13 protein-coding genes are annotated in these 13,415 nt (G+C 62.7%); 6 read left to right on the forward strand and 7 right to left on the reverse strand.

Features of this window, described 5'->3' with window-relative positions:
* Position 1 precedes the first annotated feature (1 nt).
* Genes tkt through USDA257_RS15130 form a run of 3 tightly spaced genes read right to left on the reverse strand, consistent with a single transcriptional unit; the run spans position 2 to position 3,987 of the window.
* The gene (gene tkt / locus USDA257_RS15120) at positions 2-2,047 is read right to left on the reverse strand and encodes a transketolase (protein ID WP_014763847.1); all 2,046 of its coding nucleotides are present in this window, start codon (positions 2,045-2,047) and stop codon (positions 2-4) included.
* Between the two features lie 10 nt (positions 2,048-2,057).
* Positions 2,058-2,927: a phosphoribulokinase gene (locus tag USDA257_RS15125; RefSeq protein ID WP_014763848.1), complete on the reverse strand. Its 870-nt coding sequence runs from the start codon at positions 2,925-2,927 to the stop codon at positions 2,058-2,060.
* A gap of 10 nt (positions 2,928-2,937) precedes the next feature.
* Complete coding sequence (locus USDA257_RS15130) at positions 2,938-3,987, reverse strand: class 1 fructose-bisphosphatase (protein WP_014763849.1); 1,050 nt, start codon at positions 3,985-3,987, stop codon at positions 2,938-2,940.
* Positions 3,988-4,092: 105 nt separating this feature from the next.
* Here USDA257_RS15130 and USDA257_RS15135 point away from each other — a divergent pair, with 105 nt between their 5' ends.
* From USDA257_RS15135 to pqqE, 6 genes are all read left to right on the forward strand, one after another.
* Positions 4,093-5,034: a LysR family transcriptional regulator gene (locus tag USDA257_RS15135; protein ID WP_014763850.1), complete on the forward strand. Its 942-nt coding sequence runs from the start codon at positions 4,093-4,095 to the stop codon at positions 5,032-5,034.
* Between the two features lie 478 nt (positions 5,035-5,512).
* Positions 5,513-5,608, forward strand: coding sequence for a pyrroloquinoline quinone precursor peptide PqqA (pqqA, locus tag USDA257_RS15140; protein WP_026187092.1), 96 nt, complete (start codon positions 5,513-5,515; stop codon positions 5,606-5,608).
* A 45-nt stretch (positions 5,609-5,653) separates the two neighbouring features.
* On the forward strand, positions 5,654-6,565 hold the full coding sequence (gene pqqB / locus USDA257_RS15145; protein WP_014763852.1) for a pyrroloquinoline quinone biosynthesis protein PqqB: 912 nt from the start codon (positions 5,654-5,656) through the stop codon (positions 6,563-6,565).
* A complete protein-coding gene (gene pqqC, locus USDA257_RS15150; RefSeq protein WP_014763853.1) occupies positions 6,562-7,332 on the forward strand; it encodes a pyrroloquinoline-quinone synthase PqqC in 771 nt (256 codons plus the stop codon). Before pqqB ends, pqqC begins: the two co-directional genes overlap by 4 nt.
* Positions 7,329-7,625 carry a pyrroloquinoline quinone biosynthesis peptide chaperone PqqD gene (gene pqqD / locus USDA257_RS15155; protein ID WP_014763854.1) on the forward strand — a complete coding sequence of 99 codons (297 nt, stop codon included), beginning with the start codon at positions 7,329-7,331 and terminating at the stop codon, positions 7,623-7,625. The genes pqqC and pqqD overlap by 4 nt, the downstream gene beginning before the upstream one ends.
* Complete coding sequence (gene pqqE, locus USDA257_RS15160) at positions 7,622-8,752, forward strand: pyrroloquinoline quinone biosynthesis protein PqqE (protein WP_014763855.1); 1,131 nt, start codon at positions 7,622-7,624, stop codon at positions 8,750-8,752. The genes pqqD and pqqE overlap by 4 nt, the downstream gene beginning before the upstream one ends.
* On the opposite strand, the gene USDA257_RS37885 is transcribed toward pqqE, so the two are convergent.
* The 4 genes from USDA257_RS37885 to USDA257_RS15175 form a co-directional block, all read right to left on the reverse strand.
* Positions 8,745-8,954, reverse strand: coding sequence for a hypothetical protein (locus tag USDA257_RS37885; RefSeq protein WP_080605601.1), 210 nt, complete (start codon positions 8,952-8,954; stop codon positions 8,745-8,747). The genes pqqE and USDA257_RS37885 overlap by 8 nt on opposite strands.
* 230 nt (positions 8,955-9,184) lie before the next feature.
* On the reverse strand, positions 9,185-10,258 hold the full coding sequence (locus USDA257_RS15165) for an alcohol dehydrogenase family protein (RefSeq protein WP_014763856.1): 1,074 nt from the start codon (positions 10,256-10,258) through the stop codon (positions 9,185-9,187).
* Between the two features lie 12 nt (positions 10,259-10,270).
* Positions 10,271-11,647 carry an aspartate aminotransferase family protein gene (locus tag USDA257_RS15170; protein ID WP_014763857.1) on the reverse strand — a complete coding sequence of 459 codons (1,377 nt, stop codon included), beginning with the start codon at positions 11,645-11,647 and terminating at the stop codon, positions 10,271-10,273.
* Positions 11,648-11,672: 25 nt separating this feature from the next.
* Positions 11,673-13,169, reverse strand: a complete 1,497-nt coding sequence (locus USDA257_RS15175; RefSeq protein WP_014763858.1) for an NAD-dependent succinate-semialdehyde dehydrogenase — start codon at positions 13,167-13,169, stop codon at positions 11,673-11,675.
* Positions 13,170-13,415: the final 246 nt, after the last annotated feature.

Consider the following 13,415-nt stretch of genomic DNA (forward strand, 5'->3'; position numbering starts at 1 on the left):
GTCAAGCCTCCTGTGATGAGCGGATGATGTCTTTGCCCGCCTGCCGGCGGACAAGCTTCAAGGCTTCGGCGACGACGTGGTCGGCGGTGATGCCGAAATGGCGGTAGAGCTCTCCGGCCGGTGCCGAGGCACCGAAGCCGAGCATGCCGACGAAGGCACCGTCCGGTCCCATCCAGCGATCCCAGCCGAGGCGGCCGGCCGCTTCGACGGCAATGCGCGGGGCATCTCCGAGGACCTCTTTCTGGTACGATGCATCCTGGACCTCGAACTTCTCCCAGCAGGGTATGGAGACCACCGCCGCCTCTATGCCTTCCTCGCTGCGTAGGTTTTCGGCCGCTGCAAGGGCGATCTCGACCTCGGATCCGGTGGCGAGCAGCGTGATGTCACGAGGTCCGTTCGCATCCTTCAGGACATAGCCCCCGAGCGCTGACAAATTCTCGTCCCCGCCCGTCTGCCGCAGCATCGGCAAAGCCTGCCGCGAAAGGGCAAGGACGCTCGGCCTGTTCTTCTCGCCAAGGGCAATCTCCCAGCATTCTGCCGTCTCGATGATGTCGGCGGGCCGAAAGACATTGAGATTGGGGGTGGCACGCAGCATGGCCAGATGCTCGACCGGCTGGTGGGTCGGTCCGTCCTCGCCCAGCCCGATGGAATCATGCGTCAGCACATAGATGACGGGCAGGCCCATCAGTGCCGAGAGGCGCATCGCGCCGCGCGCATAGTCGGAAAACACCAGGAAGGTGCCGCCATAGGGAATGAAGCCGCCATGCAGGGCGATGCCGTTCATCGCGGCCGCCATGCCGTGCTCGCGGATCCCGTAATGCAGGTAGCGGCCCTTGAAATTGCCCGGCGCAATGGCTTGAGTCTGCGACGTCATTGTCAGGTTCGAGCCGGTCAGGTCGGCGGAGCCGCCAACCGTCAAAGTCGTCGCCCCATTGATGACCTCCAGCACCATCTGCGAGGCCTGCCTTGTTGCGACCTTGGAGGCTCTCTTGCGATGCGAGGCCCGGAACTTTGCCAACAGAGGGGCGACGTCATCGCCCAGCTCTCTGCCGACGGTCTGCTCGTAACGTTTCTTTGAGCGAGACGCTTCGAGGCGGATCTCCCATGCCTCCCGGGCCATCCGACCGCGCAGCGCCACCCTCTCCCATGCCGACTTGATCTCGGGCGGCACGAAAAACGGCGGATGGGACCAGCCAAGCTTTTCGCGCGTCGCCGCGATTTCCTTGTCGCCGAGCGCCGCCCCATGGGTCTTGTGCGAACCCTCCATGCTGGCCGCCCCCTTGCCGATCCGGGTTCGGCAGGCAATCAGCGACGGCTTGCGGGTCCGGCGCGCTCGCTCGATTGCCTTGGCCACGGCCTCAGGGTCGTGGCCATCGACGCGTTGCGCATCCCAACCGGCGGCGCGGAAGCGGGCAAGCTGGTCCATCGAGGTGGAGAGTTCGGTCGAACCGTCGATCGATATCCGGTTGTCGTCCCACAGCACGACCAGCTTGCGCAGCTTCAGATGCCCCGCAAGGTCGATTGCCTCGTGGCTGATGCCCTCCTGCAGGCAGCCGTCGCCGGCCACCACATAGGTGAAGTGGTTACAGAGCGAACTGCCGAAGCGGGCGGCCATCATCTGTTCGGCAATTGCCATGCCGACGGCGGTGGCGATGCCCTGGCCGAGCGGGCCGGTGGTGGTCTCGATACCGAGGGCGTGGCCGTATTCGGGATGGCCGGCGGTTTTCGAGCCGAGCTGGCGGAAGGCCGCAAGCTCGGCCATCGGCATATCGGCAAAACCGATCAGGTGATGGATGGCATAGAGCAATATCGAACCATGGCCGGCCGAAAGCACGAAACGATCGCGATCCGGCCAGTCGGGAAGCGAGGGATCGATCCTGATGAAGCGGTTGAAGAGGACGGTTACTGCATCGGCCATGCCCATCGGCATGCCAGGGTGGCCGGAATTGGCCTTCTGCACTGCATCCATGGCGAGAAACCGGATCGCATCGGCCATGTTCCGTTCCGATGCGGCGGCACGAGTTTCGATCTTCTGCGAAACGTTCATGGTGTCCTCCTCACGACATGCGGTGTTTGCGCTCGAGCAGCTTGTGGATGAGCGGCGTGAAAATCAGCTGCATGGCGAGATCGAGTTTGTCGCCCGGCACCACGATGGAATTGGCGCGCGACATGAAGCTGTTGTGGAGCATCGACAGCAGGTAGGGAAAATCGATGCTCTGCGGTTTGGCGAAGCGGATGACCAGGATGGATTCGGCCGGCGTCGGTATCCAGCGGGCGATGAAGGGATTGGACGTATCGACGATCGGCACGCGCTGGAAATTGATGTCCGTCAGGGAAAACTGCGGGCAGATGTAGTGGACATAATCCGGCATGCGCCGCAGGATGGTGTCGGTCACAGCCTCGGTGGAATAGCCGCGCGTCGCCTTGTCCCGATGGATCTTCTGGATCCATTCGAGGTTGATGACCGGAACGACGCCGATCTTCAGATCGCAGTGCTGGGCGAGATTGACCGTGTCGGTGACGGCGCAGCCATGCAATCCCTCGTAGAACAGCAGATCGCTGTCGCTGAATTCCTCCCAGTCGGTAAACGTGCCCGGTTCCGCGCCGTATTTCGCGGCCTCGTCGTCGTCATGCACGTAGTGACGGGTGCGGCCGACGCCGCGCCTGCCATATTCGGCAAAGACGCTTTCGAGGATTTCCAGTTCGTTGGCCTCGGCGGAGAAATGCGTGAAGTCGACGCCTCTGGCTTTCTCGTCGGCGATCTTGCGGCGCATGGTTTCCCGGTCGAAGCGGTGGAAGGCATCGCCTTCAATGAACGATGCCGAAATCTTCTCGCGCTTGAAGATCTTCTCGAACGTGTCCTTCACGGTCGTGGTGCCGGCACCGGACGAGCCGGTGATGGAGATGATGGGGTATTTGGCTGACATGCTTGTCTCCTCAGGCCCGGAACAGACCGCGCTTGCCGAAGAGCGGTGCGCGTTCGCCGATCATGTTGGGGTCGACGTGATAGCGGGCGACGCGCGCCACCTCGCGGCGCGAACCGAAAGCCAGCGGCACGCGCTGGTGCAGGTTTTCCGGAACGAGATCGAGAATGCGCGTGACGGAAGTCGTGGCAGCGCCGCCGGCGTTCTCGATGATGAAGGCGATCGGGTTGGCCTCGTAGACAAGGCGCAGCCTGCCGTGATGGTAGCCTTTGCGGCCGTCGGCGGGGTACAGGAAGATCCCGCCGCGTACCAGGATCCGGTAGGTATCGGCTACCAGCGAGGCGATCCATCGCATGTTGAAGTCCCGCTCGCGCGGCCCCTCCGAGCCTGCCAGGCAGTCGTCGACATAGAGCCGGATCGCTTCTTCCCAGTGTCGGTAGTTCGACATGTTGATGGCGAACTCGCTGGTGCGCTCCGGGATGTTGACCGACTTGTAGCCCTGTACGAAGCATCCAAGCCGGCTGGAGAAGACGAAAATCTCCGTGCCCCTGCCTAGCGACAGTACCAGCGCGGTTTGTGGTCCGTAGAGGAAGAAGCCGGCTGCCAGCTGCCGGTGTCCGGGCTGCAGAAAGGACTGCGAGGGGTCCGCGCCCGGCCCTTTGACGGCGGGCAGCACGGAGAAGACGGTGCCGATGGAGACGTTGGTGTCGATGTTCGACGAGCCGTCGAGCGGATCGATTGCAACCGCAAGACGCGCATTCGGATCGAGCAGGACGGGATTGTCCAACTCCTCCGACGCGTAACAAGCGACCGGTGCGCCCTGCAGGCATGACAGGAACAGGCCGTCGCATACAACGTCCAGCTCCTTCTGCAGGTCGCCGTCGGCATTGCTGCCGCCGCGGGGGCCGCCGAACGCCGGGCCGAGCGCTCCCAGGTTGACGAGTTTGCGGACATCGAGGGCGGCCGTGGCCAATCTTTGGATTACTGCGGCCACTTCCCGTGCGATGTCGTCGCCATGGGCCGTGCATGAGGCAAGATAAGCCTCGAGAGTTGCGCCTGACATGATGTCTCCTCCCACACAATGTCCAGCGAAGGATGGCGCAAACGGAGAGTTTGTAAAATTTATTCAATTGACTTTGGAAGTTAGTTTTACTTACTTAATTCCATTATGCGCAATGTAACCCTCCGCCAACTTCGCACCGTTGAGGCCATTTGCCGGCTTGGGAAGATCAATCTTGCCGCCGAAGCTTTGGGTCTGACCGGGCCGGCGCTCACCCTGCAGATCCAGCAACTGGAACGGGATGCCGGTGTCTCGCTGTTCGACAGGACGCGCAGCGGCATGGTTCCGACCGAATACGGTCTCGCTTTCCTCGAGGCAGCGCGGGCGGTTGAAGACAGCCTGGTGGGCCTTGGGGATTCGATCGGTGCGATAAAAGGGCTGCGGACCGGGCGATTGCGGCTTGGCGTCGTGTCGACCGGCAAGTATTTCGCGCCGCAATTGATTGCCGCCTTCCGCAATGAGCTTCCTGCGATCGAGATCAATCTCTTTATCGGCAACCGCGCCGAGATCATTGCCAAGCTCAGGGATCATGAGATCGATATCGCCCTGATGGGGCGGCCGCCGCGCGACTTCGAGGTGCGCGCACAGGTCTTCGGCGATCATCCGCTGGTCTTCATCGCCCCGGCCGGTCACGCGCTCGCGGGCGTCCTCGAAATCTCGCGAGAGCGGATTGCGCAGGAACAGTTTCTGGTGCGCGAAAGGGGCTCGGGGACGCGCATCTCGCTCGAGATCTTTCTCAGCGACACGCCGCACAAGCTGGAGGAACTCGGCACGGAGATCGGTTCGAACGAGACGATCAAGCAGGCCGTCATCGCCGGCCTGGGGATCGCCTTCATCTCGGCCCATACCATCGAGCAGGAGGTGAAGCTCGGCCGACTGGTCATACTCGACGTCGTCGATACGCCAATCCGCCGGCAATGGTTCAGCGTATCGCGCTCGGACCGTGCCACCACCCCGGCGATGCAGGCTTTCGAGCGATTCCTGCTTGCGTCGGGCGCGCGATACCTGCCGGTGGTCAGTAAGCCCTATCCCGCCAACGCGTTTCGTTAAGACGCCTGTAGCCAGCGCCCGGAAGCTCCTCGGGCAGCCAGCCGGCACTCCGTGAGAAGATCGGCGGCTATTGGACATTGGCGCTTGCAGCCGCGGCTCCCTGCGGGCAGAATTGCCACCTAGGTCTTAATTGCCGGCCCCTACCTGGTCCGCTACCATTCGGCATGAAGAGAGAGGTGCCTCATGCTGCTTTCGGTCGTGGCCCCCAGTGATACTGCGCAGGGTCGTTGAGCCGGTTTCCGATTGGGGCTCTCGCCGTTGGACACATTGCCATCCGGCGAGCGTGCTTGCCGCGAGATTTGCGAAAAGCCTGGCGGCAGCGCCGCCGCCGGGCCTTGCCGGGGCAGCGGAAAGCCGTTCCGGCTCTGTCACCCAAGCTTCGCTCCTGGAGCAAAGCTTGCCTCATGCTTGCCCTGGCTGGGAGGCGCCTGCAAAGACCGGAGCGAGCATACAGTTGGACAAAGCGCATGGAGGAAACATGTCCTGGCATAAACCGAAATTCATCGAAGTGAGCTGCGCTATGGAAATCACCCGCTACGCTCCCGCGGACGGCGATGAGCCGATCCTCTTCTGAGGCTGATCTCCACGACGATCGGCTCACAACGCATCAGGTAGCCCGGTGAAGGAAAAGTCCGGTCTTCGCATCATCATTCTGGGGACCGCCGCTGGCGGCGGTCTTCCACAATGGAATTGCGGCTGTCTCAACTGTACGATGGCGCGTGATCCAGCCTCCGGCCTCAGGCCGCAGAGCCAATCGTCGCTGGCGGTAAGCCTCGACGGCGAGACTTGGGCGGTCTTCAATGCCTCTCCGGACCTCCGCCAGCAAATTCAGGACAATCGCCCGCTGCAGCCCCGCCGTCTGCGCCACAGTCCGATCAAAAGCGTCGTGCTGACCAATGGCGATATCGATCATCTGGCCGGACTGCTCATTCTGCGGGAAAAACAGGCGTTCACCGTTTTCACTACCGGCGCAGTCAGCCGGATCCTAGCCGAGAATTCCATCTTCGGCGTTCTCGATCCGGAACTCGTTTCAAGGACGATCGTCGCGATCGAGGGAACTTTCTCCCCGCTTCCCGGTCTTCAGGCCCGGCTCTTCACGGTCCCCGGCAAGGTGCCGCTCTTCCTCGAAAGCGGCGAACCGGATCTCAACGTCGAGGGCGAAAACACGGTCGGAGTAGAGCTCAGAGCCGGCACCAGGCGCATTTACTATATTCCGGGATGCGGCATGCTGACCGACTCCCTTACCGCGCGCCTCAGCGATGCCGACGTCGTGTTCTTCGACGGTACGCTCTTCAGCGACGACGAGATGATCGCCACCGGCACGGGGCAGAAGACCGGCCGCCGCATGGGCCACGTGCCGATCGACGGCGACGGCGGCAGCCTCGATGCGCTCGCGGCGTTGAACATCCGCAGAAAGATCTACGTCCACATCAACAACACCAACCCGATCTGGCGGCCCGGCACCGAGCGCGAGCTCGTTGAAAGCCGCGGCTTCGAAATCGGCTTCGACGGCATGGAGGTCCGGCTTTGACGACGGCAGTTGACAGGCAGGCATTTCACGCCCGCCTTCTGGAAATAGGCAAGGACCGCTACCACGACAAGCATCCCTTCCATGGAATGCTGCATGGCGGCCGCTGCACGATGACGCAGGTGCGGGCGTGGGTGATCAACCGTTATTACTACCAGAGCCGGATTCCAATGAAGGATGCCGCCTTCCTGTCGCGTTGCGACGACCCGGACCTGCGTCGGGCATGGCGCACGCGCATCGAGGACCATGACGGCGGCGTCGATGAAGGCGGCGGCATCCGCCGCTGGCTGCGTCTCGCCGAAGCCGTCGGTCTCGATCCCGGCTATGTCGCCTCGACACGGGGCGTGCTGGCGTCGACCCGGTTTGCCGTCGACGCCTATGTCTCGTTCGTGCGTGAGAAGCCGCTCCTCGAAGCGGTGGCCTCCTCGCTCACCGAGCTTTTCGCGCCGAAGATACATTCAGAACGGATCGCCGGGCTTCTGGAGCACTATGCGTTCGCCGACGACGCGGCGCTCGCCTATTTCCGCCAGAGGCTGGCTGAGGCCCCTCGCGATGTCGAATACGGTCTCAGCTATGTCCTTAATCACGCCGACACGAGGGAAAAACAGGATGCAGCCGCTGCGGCGCTCACGTTCAAGACGGATGTTCTGTGGTCCCAGCTCGATGCGCTCTATTCAGCCTATGTGACGCCCGGCCGTATTCCGCCGGGAGGCTGGGACGGCCGGGAAGGCGTTGTCGGCAAGGCGATCTCGACGGAGGCAGCAGAATGACTGCCGATGCGCCCGTGATTTCCGGTTCCAGCGTCGTCAAACTCGCCCGAGGAGTGCGGCTGCGCGAGGATACGGTTCGCGGCCAGACGGTTCTGCTGGCACCGGAACGTGCCATGGCTCTGGACGAGATCGCCGTCGCAATCGTTGCGGCCCTGGATGGCAAGCGGAGCCTCGATCGGATCGCCACCGACTTCGCCGCGCAGTTCGAGGCCCCGGTTGCCCAGGTTGCCAGCGATGTCCAGTCCTTCGCCCGCGAGCTTGCCATCCGCCGCATGCTGGAGATCGTCGAATGAGCGATAGCATCGCCCTTGCAGAAGAAGTCAAAGCCAGTATCCCAAGCGTGCCGCCTCCGATGGCAATGCTGGCGGAGTTGACGCATCGATGTCCCTTGGCCTGCCCGTATTGCTCCAATCCAATCGAGCTGACGCGGGCAGATGAGGAGCTTTCTACCGAGGAATGGATCGGCGTCTTCAGGCAAGCCGCCGCCCTCGGCGTGCTGCATCTGCACTTGTCCGGCGGCGAGCCGGCGGCACGCCGGGATCTGGTGGAATTGACGCAAGCGGCGGCTGCCTTTGGGCTTTATTCCAATCTGATCACGTCGGGCGTCGGCCTGACTGCGGCTCGCATTGGCAAGCTGGCCGATGTGGGTCTCGACCATATTCAGCTCTCCATCCAGGGCGTTTCTCCCGAAAGCGCCGACAGAATCAGCGGATATGGAGGCGGTTATGAACGAAAGATCGCCGTCGCGGGCTGGGTGGCGGATGCCGGCATTCCGCTGACGCTGAACGCCGTCTGTCACCGGCAGAACATGGGCGAAATCGAGGCCATGATCGAATTGGCGATCCGGCTGAAGGCGCGTCGTATCGAGGTCGCGACCGTGCAGTTCCACGGTTGGGCCGAGCGCAACAAGGCGGCTCTCATGCCGACACGCGAACAGGTCGATCGGGCGACGCAAACCGTCACCGAGGCGCGCAAGAAATATGAAGGTACACTGGTCATCGACTATGTACCCGCGGACTATTATTCCACATACCCGAAGGCGTGCATGGGCGGCTGGGGGAGGGTGGGCTTGAACGTCACGCCATCCGGCCGGGTGCTTCCCTGCCATGCGGCGGAAACCATTCCAAGCCTCTCCTTTGAGACTGTACGCGAAGGGTCGCTCTCCCAGATCTGGTATGAGAGTGACGCATTCAATGCTTATCGCGGCGAGGACTGGATGCCGGAACTCTGCCGGAGTTGCGAACGCAAGAAAGTTGATTTCGGCGGCTGCCGTTGCCAGGCGATGGCGCTGGCCGGCGATGCGAGTACGACCGATCCGGTCTGCGTTCGATCGCCGCTTCGCGATCGCCTGACCCGCGAAGCAGATCAGCTTTCGATGGCGCCATCGGATACCTTGACCTACCGCGCTCGTATCAGATGACCCGGTCAACGTCTGGAAGCCTGCATCGCCATTTCTTGACGCGCAGAGCCGGATGCTGCTGCGACCAACTGGCGATGTGCACGGGGGACTGGAACATGCATTGCGCCAGCGATCCGTGGGCCTGAAGTTGCATACTCTCTTCTCGGCACCTTTCGGGTGCCGAGACAAGGCATACGGTCATGACGAGCGTTACCAAATCCATGAAATTCCCCCTTGGTGCGTCAATTTACGCATATGCTAATAAACGCGTCAAATGAACTGAAGCCGGAGCACCAAATCTGGGTTCTGGTAGTTGAGCCTGTCTAGTGTCTCCTTGAGGGAAATCATCGCGGCCAGGCACGACCGACACGACAAACCGCGGCACAGGGCCGCGGTTTTCCTGGCTGGGAATACTCTAATTAGTTGCGCATTTCCGCCGGCAGTCGACGAGTTTCAATCCGGAACGACGACGAGTTTGCCGACGAAATTTTTCGCCATGAAGTCTCTTTGCGCCCGATGGAATTCCGACAGAGGATAAACGCCGCCGACGAGGGGACGGATCTTCTTGTCTTCGATGTATCGGACCAGCCGCCGGAAATCGGCGCGGCTACCCTGGCTCGAGCCGTGCAGCTCCAATTGCTTCAGATACATCGTCCTGAGATCGAGCTGCACGACCGGACCGGCAATGGCGCCGGCGGTCGTGTAGCGACCTTCCGGGCGCAGGATCTTCAAGAGATCATTGAAGAGGGGACCGCCGACCAGATCGGCGACGACGTCGATCGGTTCGCTTTGGACGGCTTCATTGACGGCTTCGAAGAGATCGCCTCGACCGCGGGTCACGACGGCTTCGGCGCCGATATCGAGCATGGCAGCCTCTTTGCCCGGGCCGGCGACGGCGATCGGGATGGCGCCACGGGCGCGGGCGAGCTGGATGATCGCCGAGCCGACGCCGCCCGACGCGCCAGTGACGAGGATCCGTTCGCCCGCCGCAAGCCCCGCTCGTTCCAGCATCCGCTCGCCGGTGAGATAGGCGCAGCAGAAGGTGGCGAGCTCGGTATCGGTGAGATCGGTCGCCACCACGTGAGCGTTTTCGGCCGGCAGCGCCATGTATTCGGCATAGCCGCCATCGCGGCCGTGGCCCATATAGTCGATGTCGGCCAGGCTGTCGTCGTCGCGGTTGTAGATTGAGAAGTCGACCATGACGCGCTCGCCGATACGCGCCTTGTCGATACCGTCTCCGACGGCGACGATGTGCCCGACCGTGTCGGTGCCCTGGATGCGCGGGAAAGTAAGCGTGTTGCCTTGGCGCCGCCAGGTCGACACGGCACCCGGATCATCCTCGGTGCCATAGGCGCCTTCGCGCACCCAGACGTCGGTGTTGTTCATGCCGCAGGCGGTGACCCTGATCAGGATCTCGCCGACTGCCGGAACCGGCACCGGGACCTCTCGGCTATAGACGAGCTTATCGAGCCCGCCGTGGCCGGTGAGCAGCACGGCCGCCATGGTCTTCGGAACGGAATGCATCATAGGCGTTCTCCTTCAGCGGCCGAGGACGGACCGGATCGCGTCGGCGGCCGCCTTGACGACGATGTCGGCTTCCTCATGCGTCAGGCAGAGCGGCGGGGCGAAGCCAAGAATATCGCCCTGCGGCATGGCGCGGCCAATGACGCCACGTTCCAGCAGTGCTGCCGCCACCTGCGGCCCGACCTTCTGGGCCGGATCGAAGAACTTGCGGTCGTCGCGATCCTCGACGAACTCGATTGCCGCCATCAACCCGTCGCCGCGCACCTCGCCGACATGGCGGTGATCACCGACGGCCTTTTGGAGTTCCGCCCGGAAATAGGCGCCGGTCGAACCGGCGTTCTCGACGAGGCCGAGCTCGTCGATCAGCTCGAGATTGGCGATGCCTGCCGCCGCACAGATCGGATGGGCCGAATAGGTCCAGCCATGGCCGATAGCGCCAAGCTCGTCAGAACCGCGCACAAGGACGTCCCAGATCTTGTGCGAGACGATCGAGCCGGAAAGCGGCGCATAGGCCGAAGTCAGCCCCTTGGCGATGGTGATCAGATCCGGCCTGATGCCGTAATGATCGGAGCCGAACATCGTGCCGAGACGGCCGAAGCCGGTCACGACCTCGTCGGCGACGAGCAGGATGTCGTATTTCTGAAGCACCGCCTGGATTTTCTGCCAATAGCCGTTGGGCGGCGGCACGATGCCGCCGGTGCCGAGAATCGGTTCGCCGATAAAGGCCGCAACGGTATCGGGGCCTTCTGCGAGGATCATCTCCTCGAGCTTGTCGGCGCAATATTGCGAGAACTGCTCCTCGTTCATCGAGCGATCGGGACGGCGGAAGTAATAGGGGGCTTCGGTGTGCAGGATCGGCGCGCGCGGCAGATCGAAGGCATTGTGGAAGAGGTGCAGGCCGGTCAGCGAACCAGTCATCACGCCCGAGCCGTGATAGCCGCGCCAGCGCGAGATGATCTTCTTCTTTTCCGGCCGGCCGAGAATATTGTTGTAATACCAGATCAGCTTGATGTTGGTTTCGTTGGCGTCCGAACCGGATAGCCCGAAATAGACGCGCGACATGCCTTCCGGCGCCCGGTCAATGATCATCTTGGAAAGCCGGATCGAGGCTTCCGTGCCGTGGCCGACATAGGCGTGGTAATAGGCGAGGTTCTTCGCCTGCTGTGCAATGGCGTCGGCGATCTTCTGACGGCCATAGCCGACATTGACGCAGTAGAGCCCGGCAAAAGCATCGAGGCTGCGCTTGCCGGCGATGTCGGTGATGTAGACGCCTTCGCCGCCGCCGATGACCCGCGTCGGGCTCTCGCCACGCGCGTGCATCCCCATATGGGTAGAGGGATGGAAGAAGTGGTCGCGGTCCCAGGCGGTGAGTTCGTTGCTTTTTTCGAGCATTGTCTTTCCTTTCGTCAGAAGTCGGTCAGGCGGCGGTGTCGATGCAGAGATATTTGAGCTCGGTGAAGGCCTCCATGCCGTGGCGCGAGCCTTCGCGGCCGAGCCCGGATTGTTTCCATCCGCCGAAGGGGATCGGCCCGCCGGTGATCTTCACCCGGTTGATCGCCACCATCCCGTATTCGAGTGCCCGGGCGAGCCGCATCTGGCGGGCGCCGTTTTCGGTGACGACATAGGCGACGAGGCCATATTCGGTGTCGTTCGCCCGGGCGACTACGTCGTCTTCGCTGTCGAAGGCGGTGACGGCCGCGACGGGGCCGAAAGTCTCTTCGCGCATGATCAGGGCATCGTCGGGCACATCGGTCAGAAGCGTCGGCCGGAAGAACAGCGGCCCGGCCGCGTGGCGCGTGCCGCCGACGGCAAGCTTGGCGCCCAGTTTGAGCGCGTCCTGAACCTGTTCCTCGATCTTGGCGACGGCACGCTCGTGCATCAGCGGCCCGATGTCGGTGCCCGGTCGAAGTCCGGGTCCTACCGTCAAGCGAGCGATCCGCGCCGCGAAAGCCTCCTCGAAGGATTTGAGGATCGGGCGCTCGACATAGATGCGGTTGGCGGCAAGGCAGTCCTGTCCGGAAGTGGCGAACTTCGCGGCGATGGCAATATCGGCCGCTTTCTCTACATCCGCATCGGCAAAGACGATCAGTGGAGCGTGGCCCCCGAGTTCCATGACGAGCCGCTTCATCGTCGGCGCTGATTGGGCGGCAATCAACCGGCCAATCTCCGTCGACCCGGTGAAGCTCATGGCGCGGACTCGCGCGTCTTCGCACACGCGCCCGACGATCGTTGCGGCGTTGCCGGTGACAACGTTGAAGACGCCGGCGGGAAGGCCGGCGCGTTCGCCGAGCTCGGCAAGTGCCAAAGCGGAAAGCGGCGTCTCGGAGGAGGGATGCGCAACCACCGTGCAGCCCGCCGCAAGGGCTGCGGCCGCCTTGCGGGTGATCATGGCGGAGGGGAAATTCCACGGCGTGACGATGCCGACGACGCCGAGCGCCTCCCGGCGGACGATCATCTCGGCGCCGGCGAGGTGGCTCGTCACGGTCTCGGCGTTGAGGCGCTTGCCCTCCTCGGCGTACCACTCGATGAAGGAAGCCGCGTAGTCGATCTCGCCGCGGGACTCGGCGAGTGGCTTGCCCTGTTCAAGTGTCATCAACAGGGCCAGGTCCTCGCGGGCCGCGAGCATCAGCTCGTGCCACTTGCGCAGGATGGCGGCGCGCGCCTGCGGCAGCATATTGCGCCAGGATTTGAATGCCTTCTCCGCCGCATCGATCGCTTCGGTCGTCTGGCCCTCATCGAGCGAAGCGACGAAGGCGAGGGCGGCACCACTGGCTGGATCGCTGACTTCGAGACACCTGCCGTCCCGTCCGGCAATCCAGCGGCCGCCGACATAGGCGAGCTCCCGCAGCAATTGTCGGTCGTTCAGCTGTTTCAACGCTTCGTGAAAGGCGGTGCGCGCAAAAATAGCGGTCATATCCAAGTCTCCTCGTCCGTTGCGAAAGAGATTGACACTGTTACCGCGAGAGATTGTCCATTCCGCCGCTCGCCGGGAGAGACTTTGACCAAAGGAGAGGCTTCCGCGAGAGAGACTGTCTGGACTGGTTGAGGAAAAGTGCGTGCGGTTTTCCGCCGTTTTTGTGAGAGGTCATCCACCTCTCCTGAATATCGATGAGCGAGCGTGGAACAGAAGCTTGATTGGGACGTTGTGAAAAAACACGTC

Origin of the sequence: Sinorhizobium fredii USDA 257, assembly GCF_000265205.3 — a bacterium.
GTDB lineage: Bacteria > Pseudomonadota > Alphaproteobacteria > Rhizobiales > Rhizobiaceae > Sinorhizobium > Sinorhizobium fredii_B.

Bases quoted from the DNA above. Each gene is read 5' to 3' on its own strand.
- USDA257_RS15175 (WP_014763858.1), bottom strand. From the start codon at position 13,169: ATGACCGCTATTTTTGCGCGCACCGCCTTTCACGAAGCGTTGAAACAG.
- pqqE (WP_014763855.1), top strand. From the start codon at position 7,622: ATGAGCGATAGCATCGCCCTTGCAGAAGAAGTCAAAGCCAGTATCCCA.
- USDA257_RS37885 (WP_080605601.1), bottom strand. From the start codon at position 8,954: ATGGATTTGGTAACGCTCGTCATGACCGTATGCCTTGTCTCGGCACCC.
- pqqD (WP_014763854.1), top strand. From the start codon at position 7,329: ATGACTGCCGATGCGCCCGTGATTTCCGGTTCCAGCGTCGTCAAACTC.
- USDA257_RS15130 (WP_014763849.1), bottom strand. From the start codon at position 3,987: ATGTCAGGCGCAACTCTCGAGGCTTATCTTGCCTCATGCACGGCCCAT.
- tkt (WP_014763847.1), bottom strand. From the start codon at position 2,047: ATGAACGTTTCGCAGAAGATCGAAACTCGTGCCGCCGCATCGGAACGG.
- pqqA (WP_026187092.1), top strand. From the start codon at position 5,513: ATGTCCTGGCATAAACCGAAATTCATCGAAGTGAGCTGCGCTATGGAA.
- USDA257_RS15165 (WP_014763856.1), bottom strand. From the start codon at position 10,258: ATGATGCATTCCGTTCCGAAGACCATGGCGGCCGTGCTGCTCACCGGC.
- USDA257_RS15170 (WP_014763857.1), bottom strand. From the start codon at position 11,647: ATGCTCGAAAAAAGCAACGAACTCACCGCCTGGGACCGCGACCACTTC.
- USDA257_RS15125 (WP_014763848.1), bottom strand. From the start codon at position 2,927: ATGTCAGCCAAATACCCCATCATCTCCATCACCGGCTCGTCCGGTGCC.
- USDA257_RS15135 (WP_014763850.1), top strand. From the start codon at position 4,093: ATGCGCAATGTAACCCTCCGCCAACTTCGCACCGTTGAGGCCATTTGC.